The sequence below is a fragment of the Rhizobium indicum genome, assembly GCF_005862305.2.
Classification (GTDB): Bacteria; Pseudomonadota; Alphaproteobacteria; order Rhizobiales; family Rhizobiaceae; genus Rhizobium; species Rhizobium indicum.
Genome location: NZ_CP054025.1, coordinates 189,062 through 209,493, shown reverse-complemented (window position 1 = coordinate 209,493; position 20,432 = coordinate 189,062). Strand labels below are relative to the sequence as shown.

Annotated in this window: 17 protein-coding genes and 1 pseudogene; 6 read left to right on the top strand and 12 right to left on the bottom strand. The window is 60.7% G+C overall.

Features of this window, described 5'->3' with window-relative positions; genetic code table 11:
• Positions 1-125 precede the first annotated feature (125 nt).
• The 10 genes from FFM53_RS34330 to FFM53_RS34285 form a co-directional block, all read right to left on the bottom strand.
• Positions 126-1,124, bottom strand: coding sequence for a 4-hydroxyproline epimerase (locus FFM53_RS34330; RefSeq protein WP_138389891.1), 999 nt, complete (start codon positions 1,122-1,124; stop codon positions 126-128).
• A 22-nt stretch (positions 1,125-1,146) separates the two neighbouring features.
• On the bottom strand, positions 1,147-1,995 hold the full coding sequence (locus tag FFM53_RS34325; RefSeq protein ID WP_138389892.1) for an ABC transporter permease: 849 nt from the start codon (positions 1,993-1,995) through the stop codon (positions 1,147-1,149).
• Positions 1,992-2,840, bottom strand: coding sequence for an ABC transporter permease (locus tag FFM53_RS34320; protein ID WP_138389893.1), 849 nt, complete (start codon positions 2,838-2,840; stop codon positions 1,992-1,994). The genes FFM53_RS34325 and FFM53_RS34320 overlap by 4 nt, the downstream gene beginning before the upstream one ends.
• Before the next feature lie 12 nt (positions 2,841-2,852).
• A complete protein-coding gene (locus FFM53_RS34315; protein ID WP_138389894.1) occupies positions 2,853-3,941 on the bottom strand; it encodes a quaternary amine ABC transporter ATP-binding protein in 1,089 nt (362 codons plus the stop codon).
• A gap of 90 nt (positions 3,942-4,031) precedes the next feature.
• Complete coding sequence (locus FFM53_RS34310) at positions 4,032-4,883, bottom strand: glycine betaine ABC transporter substrate-binding protein (protein ID WP_062941731.1); 852 nt, start codon at positions 4,881-4,883, stop codon at positions 4,032-4,034.
• Positions 4,884-4,963: 80 nt separating this feature from the next.
• Positions 4,964-6,310, bottom strand: a complete 1,347-nt coding sequence (locus tag FFM53_RS34305) for an NAD(P)/FAD-dependent oxidoreductase (protein WP_138389895.1) — start codon at positions 6,308-6,310, stop codon at positions 4,964-4,966.
• Entirely contained in the window at positions 6,307-7,824 is a 1,518-nt protein-coding gene (locus tag FFM53_RS34300; protein WP_138389896.1) for an aldehyde dehydrogenase, read from the bottom strand. Before FFM53_RS34300 ends, FFM53_RS34305 begins: the two co-directional genes overlap by 4 nt.
• On the bottom strand, positions 7,817-8,728 hold the full coding sequence (locus FFM53_RS34295) for a dihydrodipicolinate synthase family protein (protein WP_138389897.1): 912 nt from the start codon (positions 8,726-8,728) through the stop codon (positions 7,817-7,819). Before FFM53_RS34295 ends, FFM53_RS34300 begins: the two co-directional genes overlap by 8 nt.
• Positions 8,725-9,381 carry a GntR family transcriptional regulator gene (locus FFM53_RS34290; RefSeq protein ID WP_210258953.1) on the bottom strand — a complete coding sequence of 219 codons (657 nt, stop codon included), beginning with the start codon at positions 9,379-9,381 and terminating at the stop codon, positions 8,725-8,727. Before FFM53_RS34290 ends, FFM53_RS34295 begins: the two co-directional genes overlap by 4 nt.
• 353 nt (positions 9,382-9,734) lie before the next feature.
• A complete protein-coding gene (locus FFM53_RS34285; protein ID WP_138390064.1) occupies positions 9,735-10,766 on the bottom strand; it encodes a GlxA family transcriptional regulator in 1,032 nt (343 codons plus the stop codon).
• A gap of 97 nt (positions 10,767-10,863) precedes the next feature.
• Here FFM53_RS34285 and FFM53_RS34280 point away from each other — a divergent pair, with 97 nt between their 5' ends.
• The 6 genes and pseudogenes from FFM53_RS34280 to FFM53_RS34255 all read left to right on the top strand — a co-directional run bounded on the left by FFM53_RS34280 (position 10,864) and on the right by FFM53_RS34255 (position 18,452).
• Positions 10,864-12,117 (top strand): sarcosine oxidase subunit beta family protein, encoded by a 1,254-nt coding sequence (locus FFM53_RS34280; RefSeq protein WP_138389898.1) that lies wholly within the window; start codon positions 10,864-10,866, stop codon positions 12,115-12,117.
• A gap of 11 nt (positions 12,118-12,128) precedes the next feature.
• Positions 12,129-12,449 (top strand): sarcosine oxidase subunit delta, encoded by a 321-nt coding sequence (locus tag FFM53_RS34275; protein WP_138334150.1) that lies wholly within the window; start codon positions 12,129-12,131, stop codon positions 12,447-12,449.
• Positions 12,446-15,435: pseudogene (locus FFM53_RS34270) on the top strand (sarcosine oxidase subunit alpha). The gene FFM53_RS34275 and the pseudogene FFM53_RS34270 overlap by 4 nt, the downstream one beginning before the upstream one ends.
• 13 nt (positions 15,436-15,448) lie before the next feature.
• A complete protein-coding gene (soxG, locus tag FFM53_RS34265; protein WP_138389900.1) occupies positions 15,449-16,009 on the top strand; it encodes a sarcosine oxidase subunit gamma family protein in 561 nt (186 codons plus the stop codon).
• 12 nt (positions 16,010-16,021) lie between these two features.
• Positions 16,022-17,290 carry a serine hydroxymethyltransferase gene (gene glyA / locus FFM53_RS34260; protein ID WP_138389901.1) on the top strand — a complete coding sequence of 423 codons (1,269 nt, stop codon included), beginning with the start codon at positions 16,022-16,024 and terminating at the stop codon, positions 17,288-17,290.
• Between the two features lie 250 nt (positions 17,291-17,540).
• A complete protein-coding gene (locus FFM53_RS34255) occupies positions 17,541-18,452 on the top strand; it encodes an acetamidase/formamidase family protein (protein ID WP_138389903.1) in 912 nt (303 codons plus the stop codon).
• Positions 18,453-18,491: 39 nt separating this feature from the next.
• Here FFM53_RS34255 and FFM53_RS34250 read toward each other — a convergent pair whose 3' ends face one another.
• Both FFM53_RS34250 and FFM53_RS34245 read right to left on the bottom strand, forming a co-directional pair.
• On the bottom strand, positions 18,492-19,397 hold the full coding sequence (locus FFM53_RS34250) for an NAD(P)H-binding protein (RefSeq protein ID WP_138389904.1): 906 nt from the start codon (positions 19,395-19,397) through the stop codon (positions 18,492-18,494).
• 94 nt (positions 19,398-19,491) lie between these two features.
• Positions 19,492-20,349 carry a helix-turn-helix transcriptional regulator gene (locus FFM53_RS34245; RefSeq protein ID WP_138389905.1) on the bottom strand — a complete coding sequence of 286 codons (858 nt, stop codon included), beginning with the start codon at positions 20,347-20,349 and terminating at the stop codon, positions 19,492-19,494.
• Between the last annotated feature and the right edge of the window lie 83 nt (positions 20,350-20,432).

Sequence of the window (20,432 nt, the reverse complement as noted above, 5' to 3'; positions counted from 1 at the left end):
GAACTCAAAGCGCCCCGTCCGGCGCCATTCGCGACGTTTGGATAGCGCGACCGATCAGCGCTTTGGGTACGGCAGATCCGGGCCAGCCTGCATCACCGATTATGCCACCCGATACTTGCGTCCAATCAAACTATCTGGAAACCGTGCGCCAGCGGATCGCGGTCATCGACGAATATCGTGTTGTGGCCGATGATCCGTGCCCAACCGCCGACGCTTGGCTTGATGCCCTTGAACGGACCGACCATGATCTCTGCCTCGACGCGGCCTTCAACCACAGTGCCAATCAGGCTCTGCTGGCGGAACGTGTCTCCGGGACGCAGCCGCCCTTTGCCGTGTAGCTGCGCCATGCGCGCCGATGTTCCGGTGCCGCCCGGCGAGCGGTCGATCGCCTTGTCGCCGTAGAAGACCGCGCCGCGTCCGTCGGCATCCGGCCCACTCACATTGTCGCACCAAAGAGCATGATGGAGCCCGCGTATTCTCTCGTCTTCGGGGTGCACCGGATCGCAGATCGTGGCCAGCGCGTCGCGCAGCTTGCGGCTGAGATCGACGATATCTGCAGCCGTCATGCCATCAAGGCCCGGCCAGGCGTCCTGCGGCTCGACGACCGCATAAAAATTGCCGCCATAGGCAATGTCGACCACCAGCTTTCCCAGACCCGCGACATCGACTTCGACATCCGCCGCATGGAGATAGCTCGCGACGTTGAACATACGGACGGATTCGACAAATTCGCCAGGCTTGTCGTAGGAAATATCGACCCTTCCCGCCGGCGTCTCGATGGACAGCCGACCTGGGATGCGAGGCGTCACCAGCCCCTCCTCGATTGCGGCGGTGACAAGTCCGATAGTGCCCGCCCCGCACATTGGTAAGCAACCGCTGACCTCGATGAAGATCACCGCGAAATCACAATCCTCGCGGTAGGCGGGATAGATGATCGCGCCCGACATGATGTCATGGCCGCGGGGCTCGAACATCAAGGCTTGGCGAACCCAATCATGGTCGCGGACGAAAAGCTCGCGGCGCTCGGCGATCGGGAGATGCGGCAGCATCGGGCCGCCGCCTGCGACCAGCCGCACGGGATTGCCGCAAGTATGGGAGTCGATACAAAAGAAGCTGCGACGCATGAGTTTTCCTTTCGATCAGGCCTTACACGCCAAGATTGCGGCAGCCCTGCAAGGCGCCCTTCGACAGGCGGTCGAGAAGGATAGCGACCGCGACGATGGCCAGTCCTGCCCTCAGACCCAACCCCATTTCCATGCGCGTCAGCCCGCGGGTGACTTCGGCACCGAGGCCCCCTGCTCCGACAAGTCCGGCCAGCACGACCATTGCAAGGGAGAGGAGGATGCACTGGTTGAGGCCGACCAGAAGCGTCGGTGTGGCGGAAGGGATTTCGATCTTGAACAGGATCGCCCGGGGCGGAGCACCAGTGGCCTGGCCGAGTTCCAGAAGATCCTTGGGAACCTGTTTGAACGCCAGCGTCGTCAGACGCAGCATTGGCGGAACACCATAGACGATGGTGGCGATGATCGCCGGGACACGGCCCAGACTGAAGATCATGACGGCGGGGATGAGATAGACCCATGGCGGCACGGTTTGCATGATATCGAGCACCGGCCGGATGGCGGCTTCGAATTTTCTATAACGCGACGCGATCACGCCGAGCGGAAAGGCGATTGCCACCGAAATGATGACCGCGACGGTAACCAGAGCCAGCGTCTGCATCGACGCAATCCAGAGCCCCGTCAAGAAGCAGAAGATGAGTGCGACAGCCGCCACGATCGAAACCCTGAGGTTGATGAGGAATGCTGCAAGAAGCACGACCACGAGGATCACCGCGTAAGCCGGCGGATAAAGCAGGACAGCTTCAATTCCGCCGAGCACAGCCTCGATGAACTTCGTCACGGCATCAAAGAAGGGGTGAAAATTGGTGTTGAGCCAATCGACCACCGGAGCGAGGTAGGCGCCGGGCGAGAACCGGAAAAGATCAGCGTTCATCTTACACCTGCCTTCGCATGACGCGCAGCGCTTTGCGTGAGTCTGTCGAGAACCATGGTCAGGATGACGATGGCAATCGCAGCGTTTATAGAGGTAGCGATATCAAGCGTGCGAACCGCCCCGTAGATCGTCTCGCCCAAGCCGCCGGAGCCGACGATGCCGGCGATCACGACCATGCCGAAGGCCATCATCAGGCTCTGGTTTATGCCGGCCATCACACTCGGGATGGCGAATGGCAGTCTGATCTTGGTAAACATCTGCCACGGTGTCAGGCCACTCGCCTGTCCAAGCTCGATGAACTCGCGCGGCGTCATGCGGATACCAAGCGACGTAAGGCGGATCGCCGGCGGCATCGCAACGATGACGGTGGCCACAAGTGCCGTCGCAGGGCCATAACCCAGCAGCGCGATTGCGGGAAGCAGATAGATATAGGGCGGCAGCGTCTGGATCAGGTCGAGCATCGGCTCGAGGAACCTGTCGAAGGATTTGACGAAGCCCGCGACGATGCCGATGGGGATGCCGACGGCAAGGGCGAGGATGGTCGCTGTTGCCACGAGCGCCAGGGTGCTCATGGTTTCGGTCCACAGCCCCATGATCGCGCAGACCATGATCGCGATGCCAGCGAGAATGCCGGATGTCAAATTTATCAGCCGCCAGCTCAGTAGCGCCACGATGATCGCGACAACGTAGAAAGGCGGCAGTTGAAGCAGCCAGAGAATGCCTGCATAGGTGCCTTCGAGGACCGACCGCAGGAACTCGAACAGCCACTCGCCGTTGTCGCTGATCCAGCTGAGAGCATCATCCGTCCAGGTATCGAAAGTATCCGTTATGACCGAGGTGTCCATTCGCCTTCTCCCTTAAGCTGGCATCTCTCCGAGAGGCGCTCCGGCTACGCCGCGGAGCAAGCCGCGGGTGGTGACGACACCGATAACGGTTCCGTTCTCGACGACTGCCACGGCGTCACGGTCGGACTGCATGGTGAGATCGATGAGTTCGCCGATATCGGCCTCGGGTGAGGTCCTGAGAAGCGTTTCGACGTCGCAGTGCGGCTGCGCGGCTTTGAACTCGGCGACGGGAAACATCACCGAATGCGCCTTTACCAGGTGGATCCGGGAAATGCCCGCGACGAAATCGGAAACGTAATCGTCCGCCGGTTTCGTGACGATTTCCTCGGCCGTGCCGACCTGCACGATCACGCCGTCCTTCATGATTGCAATCCGGTCACCGATGCGAATGGCTTCTTCGAGGTCGTGGGTGATGAAGACTGCCGACTTGCCGAGCGACTTCGTCAGCTGTCTGAATTCATCCTGGAGCTGCCGGCGGATGAGCGGGTCGAGAGCGCTGAAGGGTTCGTCCATCAAGATGATTTCAGGATCGGCAGCAAGCGCGCGCGCAAGACCGACACGTTGCTGCATGCCGCCTGACAGCTCGGATGGATACCGAGAAGTCCAGTCAGAGAGACCTACCTTGTCGAGTGCGGCCCGTGCCGTCTTCTCACGTTCAACTTTGGGAACTCCGCGAACCTCAAGACCGAATGCTGCATTCTCGACGACCGTTCTGTTGGGAAGGAGCGCTACGCTCTGGAAGACCATGCCGATGTTACGTGCTCGCATGTCACGGAGTTCGGCGGGATTGAGCTTGGCGATCTCCTTGCCTTTCACCGTGATCTTGCCGAGACTCGGCTCGATAAGGCGGTTGAGAAGGCGAATAAGCGTCGACTTGCCGCTGCCCGAAAGCCCCATGATGCAGAAGATTTCGCCACGTCGGACCTGCAAACTGGCACCGGACACCCCGACCACGCAGTCGAACTCTTGCAGGATTTGGGTCTTGGACAATCCTCGATCGGAGACGGCCTTGACGGCCGCCGACGCCCGGCCGCCGAAGATTTTCCAGACGTTCTGGCAGTCGACCAATACTTCGTTGGAGTCATTCATCGCAGTGTTCATTTCGTTCCCCGCGGGCCGGTCTGATGCTGGCCTGTTGCTCGTCCATGGTAGAGGATGCGGGCCGCCGACCGTGGCGACCCGCGGTTGGCGTCACTCGCTCTTGATGTTTTCCCAGCGCTTGATGAGATCGGCGTGGCTTTCGGTCCACGCTGCAATGGCCTCATCCATGGTCTTGCCGTCGTTGACTGCGCTGTTCATGGCAGTGATATCGGCAAGCGGAACGTAAATGCTGGCGATGACTTCACGCGCATGCGGATAGTCGGCAGAGAAGCCTTTCTTGCCGATCCAGTAGTAGCTCTGCGGCGGCGGGAAGACACCCTTGGGGTCCTGGAGGAACTTGACGTCGTATTTCTGCATCATCCAGGACGGTTCCCAGATGGTGACGGCGATCCATTCCTTGCGGTCGACCGCCGACTTGAGTGCGGCAGTCATGGCAGCTGTGCTGCCTTCGACCAGCTGGAGCTTGAGGTCATATTCCTTGACCGAGTTGCTGGTGTCGCGCATTAGACCGGAACCGGGCTCGATGCCGACGATCTTGCCGCCAAATTTGTCGGCGTTTTCGTTGAGTTGCTCCATGGAGTCGATCGGCACGTATTTCGGCACGGCGACGCCCTGGAACAAGCCATGCGAAACCGGGGAGATTTTCTCGAGGCGGTTCTTGTTCTTGTCCCAGTAATCCTGGGCGACGTAGTCCGTCTGCGAGGCGAGCATCTGGATGTCGCCCTTGGTCAGAGCAGCATAGGCGATGCCCCACTCGGAGAACGGCACGACCTTGACGGTGTAGCCCTTGTCTTCCAGAACCTTCTTGGTAATGCCGGTGATCGGCGTGAGATCCTCCCACGACATCGTTCCGATCGTGATGCTTTTTTCCTCCGCCTGAGCGGACGTCATGGTCATCCCGACCATTGCCGCAGCGCAGAGCGCTTTCCACAAAGCCTTCATTGTTGTTTTCCTCTTCTTACGTTCCCATTCTCGTTGAAAACCGGCGGGTCGCCTCAGTCTTCAGATTGCGCGGCAAGGGATCATCCCTCGCGGCCTGCACGCAATTCCTGCAAACGGATCACCGAATTGATGCCCAGCCATGCGATGGGCTCGGGTGGAAGCCGGGACGGCTCGGGGTGATCCATGTATTGTTCGAGATGCCGGGACGTGGTCCCGGTCGCCAGTTCCGCCGCCATCATGCCGGCGAGCGTGCTCTTCACGGTACCCAGCCCGTTTTCGCAGCAGGCGGAGTAAAGCCCTTCTTCGATCTCGCCGAAGGCGGGCACGTGGTTCAGGCTCAGGCAAAGGCGCCCGGCCCAGCTATGTTCGAACGGTATGCCCTCGAGGGCGGGAAAGCGCGCATCGAGCGAAGCCCGATGGGCCTTGGCCATCTTCGCCATCCGCCGTTCGGTCACGGCCACCTTCGTTTCGTAAGTATACTTGGTCCGGATCACGATCCGGGACTGGCCTGAAGAGGAGATCTTACGGACCGTAGCTCCCATCGCATCCGCCGGAAGCAATGCCCATCTCTCCCGTCCCGACGCCTTGCGGCCGATGTCGTCGTCGGAGAAAGGGGCAGTCATCGAGGCATAGGCGAAGATATGCATCAGACGACCGCGATAATGGCCGAAGTCGTCGATATGTCCGTTGACGCCCAGGATAACCTTCGGGGCGACGACCTTGCCGCAAGGGGACGTTGCAATCCAGGTCCCGTTTTCCCGCTTCAACGACGTGACGGGAGAGCGCTCGAAGATATCCACCCTGCCGGAGAGCCCTTGGGCGAAGCTCCGGATGTAATCGGCGGGCTGGATCAGCACCGCCCCCGGCGTATAGATTCCACCGCGATAGAATTCCGTTCCGGTGATCTCGCGCATATCCGCGGCGTCGAGATAGCTGTGCTTTTCGCCTGCACCGGTCAGCGATTCTCCGAAGCTCTGGTTCAGCTTCAGGCCCCTCGCCGTGGCCGCAGCGTTGATCTTTCCGGCCGGATCAAACGTCTCGCGAGACATTCCGTATTCTTCCGCCGCCTGTTTGGCGAAGGCTATCGCGGAACGGTTCTGCTCCATCTCCAAACGAGTGGCGTTCAAGCCGCCGCTCGAATATTCACTGGATGAAAGGGTGTGCGGGACGTCGATCATGAAGCCGGAATTGCGACCCGACGTCCCCTTCCCCAATTCGCTCGCGTCCAAAATGACAATCTTGTCGTCCGGACGCAGTTCGAGCAGACGACGGGCGGCGGAAAGGCCCGCAAAGCCCGCGCCGACGATCAGCCAGTCCGCGGTCACGTTGCCATCGAGGCTTCGGATCGGAAACGAACGTCGACTGATCGCCTCCCAACCCGAGATGCCGTTTTCGACCGGCAAGCGTTTGACGGACTTGGTGATCATCGGATCGTCTCGTCCACCGAGCGTTCCGAGATGTCGATCCAGATCGTCTTCAGTTCGCAATAGTTGTCGTGGGCAAAGATCGACTTGTCGCGTCCGCCGAAACCCGACTCCTTGTAACCGCCGAACGGGGTGGTCGCGTCACCCTCGCCGAAGCAATTGACGGTGACCAGTCCAGCGCGGATTTCGCGCGAGAGCCTGATCGCCTTGCGCAGGCTGCCGGTGTAGACCGATGCCGTCAGGCCATAATTCGTGTCGTTGGCGAGCGCCACGGCCTCGTCGAGGGAATTGAAGGTGGTGACCGACAGGATGGGTCCGAAAATCTCTTCCCTGAAAAGCCGGCTCTGCGGCGTGATGCCATCAACCACCGTCGGCTCGATGAAGATGCCCTTCTGCGTTTCTCCCCCATGAGCGATCTCCAGCTTTTCCGCCTTTGCGTCGTCGAGGAACGACTTCACCTTCTCGAAGTGATTTTTGCTGACCAGTGCGCCGATGCGGTTGTCAGGGTCGAGCGGGTCGCCCGTCCTCCATTCGCGCATATAGGCACCGATGCGCTCGAGCAGTTCGTCCTTGATCTTGGAGTGGACGATAAGCCGCGATGTCGCCGAGCAATTCTCGCCCATGTTCCAGAAGGCACCGTTGACCACCTGTTCGGCAACGAGATCCAGGTCTTCGGCGTCGTCCAGCACGACCGCCGGGTTTTTACCGCCGCATTCGAGGACGACTTTCTTAAGATTGCTGTCTGCTGCATATCGCAGGAAACGCCGGCCGGTCGGCGTCGATCCGGTGAAGGCCACCATATCGACGTCCATGTGCATGCCGAGCGGTTCGCCGACATCCTTGCCGCTTCCCGTGACGACGTTGAGAACGCCAGCCGGAATACCCGCCTCATGGGCAAGCTCGGCGACACGAAGCGTCGTCAGCGTGGTTTCCTGGGCTGGCTTGATGATCACCGAGCAGCCCGCTGCAAGCGCCGGACCGATCTTCCAGGCCAGCATCAGCAGGGGAAAGTTCCAGGGTAGAACGCAGCCGACGACGCCGATGGGCTCGCGCACCACCATGGTCAACGCATTTGGTCCCACAGGATTGGTGTTGTCGTAGAGCTTGTCGATCAGTTCGGCGTGCCAACGAATGGTGTGGATGGTATCCGGAATATCGACGGTCTGGCATTCGCGAACCGGCTTACCGCTGTCGATGCTCTCCATGACGGCGAGCTCATGGCGATTTTCTTCAAGGAGCTTGGCGAATCTGAGGAGAACGGCTTTCCTCTCGCCGGGAGACTGAAGGTGCCAGCGGCCATCGTCGAAGGACTGCCTGGCTTTGGCGACAGCATCATCCACATCGCTTGCGTCACAGGCTGCGATTTCGGCCAGGAGGTCGCCGGTCGCAGGATTGGTTGTTTTGAACGTCTTTCCCGAATTCGCCGGACGGAAGGCGCCATCGATGAAGGCGTTGGTGGCCAGTTGGAGGCTTGCGGCAATTGCCCTGTATTCGGCGGCTGTCAAAGGTTCATGCATGATTTGCTCCCGACGTGATCTGGGCGACCGTGCGCTTCAAGGTGGTAACGACAGTCTGGAGGGTTCTTTTTTCTTCCGAATTGAGCGGGCGAAGCGGCGCGCGAACCGGCCCCGTGCTGAGACCGATCAGTTCGCAACCGTGCTTGATCGACTGGACGAACTTCCCGCATTCGAGGAAATCCATCAGCGGCAGCATCGCGGTCATGATGGCGCGGCCCTTGTCGAAATTCTTCTCGTTCACGCAGGCTTCGTAGAGAGCCACGTGTTCACGCGGAAGGAAGTTCGAGCCGGCGCAGACCCAGCTCTTTGCCCCCCAGGCGAAGAATTCGAGCGCCTGGTCGTCCCAGCCGCAGGACAGCGAGATGTGCGGGAACTTGCGGGCCAGCAAATGGAGATTGGCCATGTCGCCGGAGCTTTCCTTAATGGCGACGACGTTCTTCGATTTGCCCACACGGGCGAAATATTCTTCGCCCATCACGACGCCCATGCGGGCCGGATAGTTGTAGAGCATGATCGGCATGTTGGCTGCACGGTCGATGGTGAGCGCGTGAACGGCATTCTCGCGCTCTGTGGGCAGCGCATACGGAGGGGAGGACACCAGGATAGCATCGGCGCCGATTTCCTTCGCGGCCTTGGCGTATTCGGCGGAGTCCTCCGTCCGCGTCGCACCCGTTCCGATGATGAGCGGCAGGCGTGAGCCGATGACATCCTTGGCATAGGCGGCCAGCTCAAAACGCTCCTGGGCGCTCTGCGCATAATATTCGCCGGTCGAACCGCCAACGATGATGCCATGGACCTTCGCTTCGATCAGCGATTCCAGTACAGCGGCGAATGCTGGCCTGTCTATTTGCCCACCAGGATTTAGCGGGGTCACCGCCGGAGTGTAGATACCTTCGAATTTCAAGACGATTTCTCCATCGCTGCGGCGGGCACTTCGACGAGTGCGTCAGCCTTCATTCCCTGTGGCGCAATGAACATCTCCATGTTCTCCCGCGACAATTCCCAATGTTCGAACACCAGGTCGACGACCGCGTCCTCATCGTGGGCACCGATGGCGGAGATGAAGCCGTCGTGATGTTCGACCGCCAATTGCAGCCGCTGGCGCATGTCGTCGTTGCGCGGCCGGAAGAAGGTGTGGCCGATCCGCGCGTGGTCGATGAGCAGGCGGCCGAGGCTCGGCTGCAGATAGGCGTTGGCCGACATCTCGCCGATGATCTCGTGGAACCGGTTGTTCTCCAGCACCATCGCGAGAGCGTCGCCGGACACACTTGCCGTGCGGAAGCGTTCCTGCGTGTCCTTAAGGTTTCCGAGCTGCTTCGGCTTGAAGTTCTGGACGGCGAGGCGACCGATCGCTGCGTAGATCATCGGCGCGACCAGAAAGAAGTGCCTGAGCGTCTGGTGGTTCATCGGGATGACGCGCGCGCCGCGGTTCGCCCGGATGTCGACGTAGCCCTCGCCTTCGAGACGTCGGAAGATTTCCCGAACCGGCGTGCGCGAAAGCCCGTACTGCTCGCTCAAGCCTACCTCGTCCAGATCCTGATCGGGGTCGAGCTCCATCGTCAGTATCTGCCGCTTGAGATCGTCGTATAGATCGTTTTTGCCGCTTCTCACGTAAACCTCCTGCACATCGCCGTGTCGGGCAGATCACATGATCTGCGCCAGTAAAGTCAGGTTTGCATGGGCCGAGACATGAGTCAATAAAAATGTATAAACTGAGTATACAGTGATTGTTATAAGAAAATACACTCCTTTCTCGCCGCGTTAGAGCGACCGAAATGCCCTACGGACGTCGGTTTTTGCGCGCGAATGTGGTGATGTGCATCGACGCGTTCATGCCGTTTTCGCCAGCGACCGATTGGAACGGCATAGCTGGCTTTGGCTTTCCCATGGTCGGGAGCGAAGTCTCTGGATCAGGATTTCGGGAGAAGAACGCCGACGGCGAATTCCTCGGCGCTGGTCGAGCGCCCGCCTTGCGCCTTGCGATATTCCCCCGGCGTGAACCCATGCTCAGCACTCAGGGCCCGGGACAGGTGTGGCGCGTCACAGAACCCTGTGGCCATGGCAATCTGCGTGATCGTCCAGTCCGTGGTGCGCAAAAGCGAAAGCACTCGATCCAGCCGGAGTTCGAGATAGACCTTGGCCGGACTGATCTTCAGATCCGTCAGGAACCGCCGCTCGAGCCCCCGTCGTCCGACGCCAAGCTCGTCCGCCAGGTCGATGACCGTCTTCGGTACTTCGATATTTTGCTGCATGCGCAGGATTGTTTTCTTCACCAGCGGATCGCTCGCTATGCGCCTTGTTTGTTGACCCGGCTGCGGCTTTTCTCCGCTTAACGCGTTGTCGATCATCATGATGTTCAGGCTTTTAATGGCGGCAGACTGGCCCACGTGCCGCTCAACCAGGAAAGCCGCCAGATGGGCTGCCCCGTGACCTCCAGAACATGTGAGCCGATCGCGGTCGATGACGAAAATCTGGTCGGCGACCAATTGCTCTGCGCTGAATCGGTCAAGAAAATCCTGATGATGAAACCAGCTGACGCAGCATCGATAACCGTCGAGCAATCCTGCCTCATGCAGGATGAAGACGCCTGTGCACAACCCAATGATCGGGACGCCGATTTCGGCGGAGCTCTTCAGAAAACGGATTGCCTCGGCTGTGAGCGCGCTCTTGTCGCCGATCAGCCCGCCAACGACCACGATGTAATCATATCGTTCCGCATGTTTAAGACGCGTATCCGGTTGCACCTTGACGCCGCAACTCGACTGCACGCTGTTCATGTCGTCCGACAGAACGGTCCATTCGCATAGAATAGGCCGGGAGCGGTCAGCCTCGTCGGCGGCGAGGCGAAGCACATCGACAAAATTCGCGAAGGCCGAGAGCGTGAACCGGTCGGCAAGAAGAAAAGCGACACTCAGGCGCTTTTTGGTGCGAGGCGCGATCATGCGCAAATATTCAATCAAAGCGACGCAATTGTCCAGACGTGCGTCGTGAAATCTCTCTACGTTCCAGGCCACCATATCTCCAACAAGCAGGCACGCCATGACGCGCTTCAACGCACTCAATCTCTTGCGGCATGCACTGACCGGGCATAAGCACTGGGATGAGCAATGGCCGCAGAAAGAGCCAAAAGCCGAATATGACGTTGTCATCGTCGGCGCCGGCGGCCACGGCCTGGGGGCCGCTTATTACCTTGCCAGCCAGCACGGCATTACCAACGTCGCCGTCATCGACAAGGGCTGGCTTGGCGGTGGTAACACCGGTCGCAATACGACGATCATCCGTTCCAACTATCTTTATGACGAGAGTGCGCGCCTTTACGATCACGCGGTTGATCTTTGGGAAGGGCTGAGCCAGGAGCTCAACTACAACGTCATGTATTCGCGTCGAGGCTGCCTCATGCTGGCTCATACCGTGCATGACGTTCAGAGCTTCAAGCGGCATATTCATGCAAATCGGCTGAACGGTGTCGACAACCGATGGCTGACCAAGGAAGAGGCCAAGGAATATTGCCCTCCCCTGGATCTGTCACCCAACGCCCGCTACCCGGTGATGGGCGCCGCCCTTCAAGAGAGGGCTGGCACAGCCCGTCACGACGCCGTCGCCTGGGGATATGCGCGCGGTGCAGCGGCGAGAGGCGTTGATATCATCGAGAACTGCCCGGTCACCGGGATCCGCCGCAACGCCGACGGTTCGGTCGCCGGCGTCGAAACGGCCAAGGGATTTATCAAGGCAAAAAAGGTTGCGGTCTCGGCGGCCGGCCATACCTCGGTCGTCATGGAAACCGCTGGGGTGCGGTTGCCGCTGGAGAGCTATCCGCTGCAGGCATTGGTTTCCGAGCCGATCAAGCCAATTTTCCCGTGCGTGGTGATGTCGAATGCGGTCCATGCCTATATCAGCCAGTCAGACAAAGGCGAACTGGTCATTGGATCGGGGACCGATCAGTACATGTCCTACTCGCAACGTGGAGGACTGCCGCTGATCGAGCATACGATCGCCGCCATCGTCGAGATCTTTCCCATCTTCAACCGCATGCGGATGCTGCGAAAATGGGGCGGCATCGTCGATGTCACACCCGATCGCTCGGCTATTCTCGGTAAGACACCGGTTCCCGGGCTGTACGTCAATTGCGGCTGGGGCACCGGCGGTTTCAAGGCCACGCCGGGAGCGGCGCACACCTTCGCCTGGACCATCGCGAAAAACGAACCGCATCCGATCAATGCGCCCTTCACGCTTGAACGCTTCCGTTCCGGCCGCCTGATCGACGAAGCCGCCGCCGCCGCCGTAGCACATTGAGGACATAACTGATGCTGCTGATCCGTTGCCCTTACTGCAATGAAACCCTGCCCGAGGCGGAGTTCACCTACGCCGGCCAGGCCCACATCGTTCGCGCGTCCGATCCTTCGTCACAGTCCGACGAGCAGTGGGAGGAGTTTCTGTTTATCCGCGCCAACGTCAAAGGCCCGCACTACGAACGCTGGCGGCACCTGCATGGTTGCGGCCGGTTTTTCAACGCGGTGCGCGACACGGTCAGCGATCGGTTCCTGACAACCTATGCAGCGGGCGAGCTGCGCCCCGATCTTGCTACATTGCCCGGCCTGCCAGCCGGTTCGGAGGTGCTGAAATGAACCAGTATCGCGTTTCGGGTCGCGGCCGAGTAGACACCGGACGTCCTGTTGTCTTCATCTTCGACGGCAAGGCTTATCACGGCGCAAAGGGCGACACGGTAGCCTCCGCGCTGCTGGCGAACGGCGTTCATCTGATGGGGCGGTCGTTCAAATATCACCGTCCACGCGGCCCTATTGCCGCGGGTTCGGAGGAGCCCAATGCGCTGATCGGCACGCGGCGCGGCCCCGGCCGCTTCGAGCCGAATACCCGCGCTACCGTTCAGGAAATCTGGAACGGGCTCGAAACCAACTCACAGAACAAGTATCCCAGCTTGAAATTCGACGTGGGGGCGGTCAACGACGCCGCCTACATGCTGTTTTCGGCAGGCTTCTACTACAAGACGTTCATGTGGCCCAAGAGTTTCTGGAACAAGGTCTATGAGCCCTTCATCCGTGCGGCCGCCGGTTTGGGCGTGTCTCCCAAGGAGACGGATCCGGACACCTATGCGTCTCGCAACATGCATTGCGACGTCTTGATCGTCGGCGCCGGACCGGCGGGGCTGGCGGCAGCGCGCGCGGCGGCGGTCGATGGCCTGAAGGTCGTCGTCGTGGACGAAAACGGTGAAGCCGGCGGTACGCTTCTGTCCGAGCCGCAGGCCCATATCGACGGACGCCCGGCATGGGACTGGCTGGCTGCCGAGTTGAAAGCTCTCGATGATCTGGGCGTCAAAATCATGACCCGGACCACAGCAATCGCCTATTACCACCAGAACATGATCGGCTTGTGCCAACGTTTGACCGATCACCTCGGGGCCCTGCCCAAAGATACGCCACGCGAACGCCTGTGGCGGGTGCGGGCGCGCCAGGTCGTGCTGGCGCAGGGTGCGCTTGAAAAGCCGCTGGTCTTCCATGGCAACGACCGTCCGGGTGTGATGCTGGCCGGTGCGGCCCAAACCTATCTGAACCGCTATGGCGTCAGGGTCGGCAATATGCCTGTCGTCGTCACCAGCCATGACAGCGCGTGGTACGCAGCCTTCGATCTTCACGGCGCGGGCGCCCGCGTCCAGGCGATCGTAGATACCCGTAACAACGTACGGGAGGAGCTGGTGAATGAAGCCCGCGCCTTGGGAATTCCGGTCAAGCTGTCTCATACGGTAACGTCGACTTCGGGGCGTCTGCGCGTCAACTCGGTCGGCGTGAGCCGGGTCGATGGCAAGACGGTCCACTCGGGGCACAGGATCAAATGCGATGCCGTACTGATGTCGGGCGGCTGGACGCCCTCCTTGCATCTTTTTCGCATACCCAGGGCAAGATCGCATGGGACGACGAACGCACGACCTTCCTGCCGGCGCTCACCCGCGAGGATTGCGTGATCGCTGGAGCCGGACGAGGGCTCTGGGGCATCGAAGCGGCATTGAAAGATGGCGCCGAGCGCGGTCGCGAGATCGCTGCCGCCCTCGGCAAAACCGGTGCGTCGATCGGCTATGCCGTAGATCATGACCGGACCGGCACTGGCGTGTCACACACGGAGCTGCCGACCGATCGCAATCCGGGCAAGGCCAAGGCTTTCGTCGACTACCAGAACGACGTGACCGCCAAGGACCTGCGTCTGGCCGTCCGCGAGGGCATGCGATCCATCGAGCATGTCAAGCGCTACACGACCAACGGCATGGCGACCGATCAGGGAAAAATGTCGAATATCAACGGTCTGAACATCGCTGCCGATGCGCTCGGCAGACGCCAGCCCGAGGTCGGTCTGACCACCTTCCGTCCGCCCTATACGCCGACGACCTTCGGAGCTTTTGCAGGTTATCATCGCGGCGTTCATTTCGAGGTCACCCGCAAAACGCAGATCGACTCGTGGGCCGAAGCGAATGGCGCGGTTTACGAGCCGGTCGGACAGTGGCGCCGCGCTTGGTATTTTCCGAAGCCGGGCGAGGATATGGACGCTGCCGTGAGCCGTGAATGCCGGGCCGTGCGCAAAAGCCTCGGCATCTTCGATGCATCGACTCTCGGCAAGATCGAGGTCGCAGGTCCCGATGCGGTCGAATTCATGAACCGTATGTACACCAACCCCTGGTCGAAGCTTGCGCCGGGGCGATGCCGCTACGGTCTGCTTTTGGGCGATGACGGTTTTATCCGTGACGATGGTGTCATCGGCCGCATGACCGAGGATCGCTTCCACGTCACAACCACCACCGGCGGCGCGGCGCGTGTGATGAATATGATGGAAGACTACCTCCAAACCGAATGGCCCGACCTCAACGTCTGGCTGACCTCGACCACCGAACAATGGTCGACCGTTGCGCTGAATGGTCCGAATGCGGCCAAACTGCTGGCGCCGCTGGTCGAGGGGATCGAACTGACGGAGGAAGCCTTCCCGCATATGTCCTGCGTCGAATGCACCGTCGCCGGGATGCCTGCACGACTGTTCCGTGTCAGCTTTACCGGCGAGATCGGCTTCGAGGTCAACGTGCCCGCGCCTCTCGGGCGCAGGCTATGGGAGACGCTCTGGGAAGCAGGCCAGTCATATGGCATCACCGCCTATGGCACCGAAACGATGCACGTTCTGCGAGCCGAAAAGGGCTACATCATCGTTGGTCAGGATACTGACGGCACCGTCACGCCCTATGATGCGGGTATGGGCTGGGCCGTGGGCAAGAACAAGCCGGATTTTGTCGGCAAGCGTGGCTTAGCGCGCCCGGATTTGGTGGCCAAAGGCCGCAGGCAGCTTGTCGGCCTTCTCACCGAGGATCGCTCGAAGCTGGAAGAAGGAGCGCAGATCGTCTTCGACCCGAAGCAGGCAATTCCGATGACGATGGTGGGGCATGTGACCTCTTCCTATCATTCGGACGCAGCCGGCCAGCCGATCGCGCTGGCGCTTGTCGAGGGAGGCCACGACCGGATTGGAGAGACGGTCTACATCCCGATGCCCGACCGCACCATTGCCGCGAAAATTGCCGGGACCGTGTTTGTCGATCCCGAAAACACCCGCCTGAAAATCTGACCCGGAGATGAAGATGAGCACGCAGATTTCTTCTCTGACACCCGGCGTCCTGGTCGAAACCGGAGCCGTACGGGTCGCAGTCTTGCCGGAGCGGGGACGGTTGTCGCTGCGCTCCCGCGGCGACCCTGCGGCGCTGAACAAGGCTCTCGGTCTGACGCTTCCTGATCGGATCGGCCGGCGCGTCATCGCCGGCGAAACCGAAGTCATCCGGCTAGGTCCCGACGAATGGACGATCCTCGTCCCCGTCGGTGAGGTGACTGGGCTTATTGCCGCCTGTGACGCAATCCATGTCGAGCATCCCCACAGCCTTGTCGATATTTCAGGGCGTGAGATCACGCTTGAGATCGAGGGCCCGAAAGCGGTGGAGCTGCTGGCGCTCGGCTGCGCCCGCGACATCGAGATCATCCCGGTCGGTGAGGGTCGCAGGACGGTTTGCGACGGAACGACGGTGATCTTGTGGCGCGATTCCGGGGACCGCTTCCGTATGGACATCTGGAATAGTTTCGCACCGCACCTCGGCCATCTGTTTGAAATCGGCAGCAAGGAACTTGCTGCAGAAATCGCCTTATCCTGAAAGGAAAATCCAATGTTTGACCGTTTGTCACAAACCACCGTTTCCGACGTGGCGGTTGCCAGCGCCATCGCCGAAGAACTTGAGCGGCAGAAGACCCAGATCGAGCTGATCGCTTCGGAGAACATCGTTTCTCGGGACGTTCTGGCGGCGCAAGGATCGGTGCTGACAAACAAATATGCCGAGGGCTACCCAGGGAAACGCTACTACGGCGGCTGCGAATTCGTCGACAAGGTCGAGCAGGTGGCCATCGACCGGCTGAAGCAGCTCTTCGGAGCAGAATTCGCGAATGTGCAGCCGCATTCCGGCGCGCAGGCCAATCAAGCGGTCTTCCTTGCGCTTCTGCAGCCCGGAGATCGGATCATGGGTCTGTCGCTCGCCCATGGCGGGCACCTCACCCACGGATCGCCGGTGACCATGTCGGGTAAATGGTTCGATGTGGTCTCGTATGAAGTCGATGCCGACACACATCTCATCGACATGGAAAAGGTCCGCGAAAAGGCTCTGGAGACGAAGCCAAAGTTGATCGTCGCAGGTGCCTCGGCCTATCCTCGCCAGATCGACTTTGCCGGGTTCCGCAAGATCGCCGACGAGGTCGGGGCCTATTTGATGGTCGACATGGCCCACTACGCCGGTCTGATCGCAGGCGGCAAATACCCAAACCCGGTACCCCACGCCCATATCGTCACCTCGACGACCCATAAGACCCTGCGCGGGCCGCGCGGGGGTGTCATCCTGACCAATGATGCCGAACTGGCGAAGAAACTGAACTCCGCTGTGTTCCCCGGCAATCAGGGCGGCCCTCTGATGCGTGTCATTGCTGCCAAGGCCGTGGCATTTGGTGAAGCGCTGCGGCCTGAGTTTGCCGATTACGCCGGCCAGGTCATCTCCAATGCCCAAGCCCTGGCAAGAGTTCTGAAGGACGGTGGCCTCGGGATCGTTTCGGGTGGTACGGACAGTCACATGGTCCTGGTTGATCTGCGCCCGAAAGGCGTAACCGGCAAGGTGGCTGAAATTGCGCTGGAACGCGCGGGCCTGACCTGCAACAAGAATGCAATCCCGAACGATCCGGAAAAGCCCTTCGTTACCTCAGGTATTCGTTTGGGGAGTTCGGCCGGAACCACGCGCGGCTTCCGTGAAGCCGAGTTCGAAAAGATCGGCGTGCTGATCCTGACTGTTATCGATGCGCTGTCGCAGAACCCGGAGGGCATCGCCGAGTCCGAGGCGGAGGTGCGCACACAAGTCTGCGCTTTGTGCGAGGCGTTTCCGATCTATGGTTCATAAATGATCCCTTCGGTCCTCGCGATCGGGATTGCGTGGTGCCGCGGGTATTGGCATTGCCGGCAATCTCCGATCTACCGCGCCGCGCGTCTGAAAAGACGCGCAAAGGACGCTGTAGCACTTTGAATTGCTGCATAATTTTATCCGCAAATCGATTCCGATTTACGGAATTATGCAGTAGTCTCGCACTCTCTCCGCCGGGCAGTTCAGCCGCAGGCTCATGACATTCGAAACGAGCGAGAGCTGTATTTTCATGACCACTCACCGCTTCATTCCGACGAGCTTTCACAATGTCATCGGCTCTGTTTCGCCGGCCCTGCACATCGCCGACGGCGATACCGTCGTCACCGAGACGCTCGATGCTGCCGGGCATGGGAAGGACGGCGTCAAGCAGGCATCCGGCCCCAATCCGATGAACGGCCCGATCTTCGTGGAAGGTGCCGAGCCCGGGGATGCGCTGAAGGTCGAGATCATCAGCATGATCCCGACCAGGGACACGGGTTTTACCCGCAGCGTCGTCGCCGCCAATGTGGTCGATCCCGAGGCGGTTCGCGACCTGCCGCCGCGCGATATCGCCATGTGGGCGATCGACCGCGAAGCCCTGACCGTCAGGCTTTCCGAGCCGGTCGGCGGCCTCGAAAATTTCGTTCTGCCTCTCGCCCCGATGATCGGCTGCTTCGGCGTGGCGCCCAGCCTCGGCCAGGCGATATCGACCGCAACCAGCGGCGAATATGGCGGCAACATGGATTATCGGTTGTTCGGCCCCGGCACCACGGTCCGCTTGCCCGTAGCGGCCCCCGGCGCCTTGTTCTTTCTCGGCGACTGCCATGCCGTGCAAGGGGATGGCGAAATCGTCGGAACCGGCGTCGAGACGACATTCGAGGTCACGGTACGGCTGACGGTGGAAAAGAAGGCCGGACTGGTCTGGCCGCGCGGAGAAACGGCCGAAGACATCTTCACCATCGGCAACGCCCGGCCCCTCGATCAGGCGCTCCAGCACGCCACCAGCGAAATGTTGAATTGGCTGGCAGCGGATTACGGCCTGGACAGAACGGCGGCCAGCCATCTGCTCGGCCAGGTGGTGCGCTATGATGTCGGCAATGTCTTCGACCCGGCCTATACGATGGCTTGCCGTGTTGCCAAGAAATGGCTGGTTCGCCGATAGAGGGTCCCCGGCAGGACTCCTCCCCATGCGTGATTGAGGCTATCGCGACACAGCCTGCCGGATGTCGGGACGAAATGGTTCAAGGGCAGCGGAAAGCCCCGTGCGGCCACGGCGGATTTCACCGACGCCGGCTTCCGCTCCGATCAGACCTTGGTTGTGCGCATCGCCGAGCCTGACGATCAGATCGGCGTAACTTTCCGAAAGTCCTGCGCGGATCAACGTTGCCGGCCAATCGGCACGCGGCAGTTCGTGTGCGACGACGCGCCGAGTCGATAACCGCCCCACGGCCGCAGCGATCTCAAGCGCCGTGTATTCGCGCGGCCCCTCGCCATGGACGATCCGCGGCGAAGGGCCATGATCCTGGTCAGCCAGCAGAAGGTCGGCGGCCATATCACCGATATCGGCGGCGGAGACGGTCGGGAAGGGTCGTGCCAGCGGCTGGTGCATGCTCGGCATCACGCCGGTCTCGCCGGCGATCTTCAGGTAGCGTGCCCAGTTTTCCATATGTTCGGCCGAACGCAGGAAGCTCACCCTGGTGCTGCAGCGCCGGAACCGCTCCTCCATCGCGCGAAACAAGCTGGTAATGCCGGTATCGATCGTCAGATGCGCGCCGTAATCCGAGATCTCCAAGATGCGCGGCGGCCGGGCGGCATCGATCGCCTCCGCCATCCGCTCGATCGACTGCAGCATCTGGCGGCTGGCATCGGCGGCGCGCGGATCGATCGGGCAGATGAGCTGTACAGCCGTCGCATCTTTCATCGCGGCGGCCATGGCTTCGACATCGCCGACCTCGGCCATGGCGATCTCGCATCCGAGTGCCGCAAGGGGCGCAGCCTTGGCGGGATCACGGAGCACCGCCCTGACGGGTGCGCCCTCGGCCCGAAGCCTTGTTATCGTTGCCTTGCCGACCTTGCCGGTGGCGCCGAAGATGACAAACATGATCATTCCTTCCTCTGTTCGCTGTCGAAGGAAGATGTACTGCCGCCAGGGGCATTGCCTGCGCATTCAGCCGATCCGTTGCAGGATCGGCCTTTTTTCGTCAATTACGCAGGCGGGCGATGGTGCCGGGGCTGACGCCAAGCGGCCGCTTCATGCTGTTTGCCATATGGCTTTGATGCGCGAAGCCTGCTTCCAGCGCGATTTGGTTCAGCGGCAGGCTGGAGCTCCGGATCAGTGCCTCGGCACGCGAGATCCGGCGATGCATCACATACTGATGCGGCGGCATGCCGAAACTGTTTCGAAACTGCGTCTTCAGGTGCGAGAGGCTCAGTCCGGCAAGACCTGCCAGTTCTGCAAGGGAAAGCGACGTGTCGAGATTATCCTCGATGTAGTCGGTGAGCATCCGCTTCTGACGGGGCGAGAGCGCTCTGCCGTTATCCACCGGACGGGAGGTATCGCCGCCGGCCTCGACCAGACGGAGCGCCAAGGCTGTCGCCAGCGTATCAGCATAGAGATTGTCGGACGGCACATCCGCCTCGATTTCCGCCTTCAAGGCCCAGACGATTGCCTCGAGCCGCGGATCGCGGAGTTGAAATTGCGGCACGATCGTCTCCGCGGGATCGCGGCCGAGGTCGATGGCAGCCCGATGGAAAAGATCCTTGCTGATCTTCAGCCGCAGGATCATGCATTCGCGGTCGTCCTCCCAGACGCCATCGAGGCCGGCTGGCACCACGTCGATATCGCCATGCTTCTGCAGTCGGCGATGCTCCCGCCCGTCACAGCGGCATTGCGCCCGCACCGGTCGGCCGACATGGATTCCGAGGCGATGATAGGGCGTGCCTGAAATATGCGTGCGGCCGGGCGGAATGCGCAAAAGCTCGGCCTCCAGACCGCGCCAGGCACGGCCCTTGCTGGTTGCGAGGATTGTCGCGCTTTCTGTTTGCGGATGATCGTTCATCGGTCCGTTCCATTCGCTCTTGAATGGGACGGAGACTATCGCAAGCGCCACTGCCGCGGCAAGAAACGGTGTAGCCGGCGCGG

Excerpts from the sequence above, each read along its gene's own strand:
- FFM53_RS34310 (WP_062941731.1), bottom strand. The coding sequence starts at position 4,883 with ATGAAGGCTTTGTGGAAAGCGCTCTGCGCTGCGGCAATGGTCGGGATG.
- FFM53_RS34290 (WP_210258953.1), bottom strand. The coding sequence starts at position 9,381 with ATGGAGCTCGACCCCGATCAGGATCTGGACGAGGTAGGCTTGAGCGAG.
- soxG (WP_138389900.1), top strand. The coding sequence starts at position 15,449 with ATGAGCACGCAGATTTCTTCTCTGACACCCGGCGTCCTGGTCGAAACC.
- FFM53_RS34275 (WP_138334150.1), top strand. The coding sequence starts at position 12,129 with ATGCTGCTGATCCGTTGCCCTTACTGCAATGAAACCCTGCCCGAGGCG.
- FFM53_RS34285 (WP_138390064.1), bottom strand. The coding sequence starts at position 10,766 with ATGATCGCGCCTCGCACCAAAAAGCGCCTGAGTGTCGCTTTTCTTCTT.
- FFM53_RS34280 (WP_138389898.1), top strand. The coding sequence starts at position 10,864 with ATGACGCGCTTCAACGCACTCAATCTCTTGCGGCATGCACTGACCGGG.
- FFM53_RS34325 (WP_138389892.1), bottom strand. The coding sequence starts at position 1,995 with ATGAACGCTGATCTTTTCCGGTTCTCGCCCGGCGCCTACCTCGCTCCG.
- FFM53_RS34320 (WP_138389893.1), bottom strand. The coding sequence starts at position 2,840 with ATGGACACCTCGGTCATAACGGATACTTTCGATACCTGGACGGATGAT.
- glyA (WP_138389901.1), top strand. The coding sequence starts at position 16,022 with ATGTTTGACCGTTTGTCACAAACCACCGTTTCCGACGTGGCGGTTGCC.
- FFM53_RS34250 (WP_138389904.1), bottom strand. The coding sequence starts at position 19,397 with ATGATCATGTTTGTCATCTTCGGCGCCACCGGCAAGGTCGGCAAGGCA.
- FFM53_RS34330 (WP_138389891.1), bottom strand. The coding sequence starts at position 1,124 with ATGCGTCGCAGCTTCTTTTGTATCGACTCCCATACTTGCGGCAATCCC.
- FFM53_RS34315 (WP_138389894.1), bottom strand. The coding sequence starts at position 3,941 with ATGAACACTGCGATGAATGACTCCAACGAAGTATTGGTCGACTGCCAG.
- FFM53_RS34255 (WP_138389903.1), top strand. The coding sequence starts at position 17,541 with ATGACCACTCACCGCTTCATTCCGACGAGCTTTCACAATGTCATCGGC.
- FFM53_RS34245 (WP_138389905.1), bottom strand. The coding sequence starts at position 20,349 with ATGAACGATCATCCGCAAACAGAAAGCGCGACAATCCTCGCAACCAGC.
- FFM53_RS34305 (WP_138389895.1), bottom strand. The coding sequence starts at position 6,310 with ATGATCACCAAGTCCGTCAAACGCTTGCCGGTCGAAAACGGCATCTCG.
- FFM53_RS34300 (WP_138389896.1), bottom strand. The coding sequence starts at position 7,824 with ATGCATGAACCTTTGACAGCCGCCGAATACAGGGCAATTGCCGCAAGC.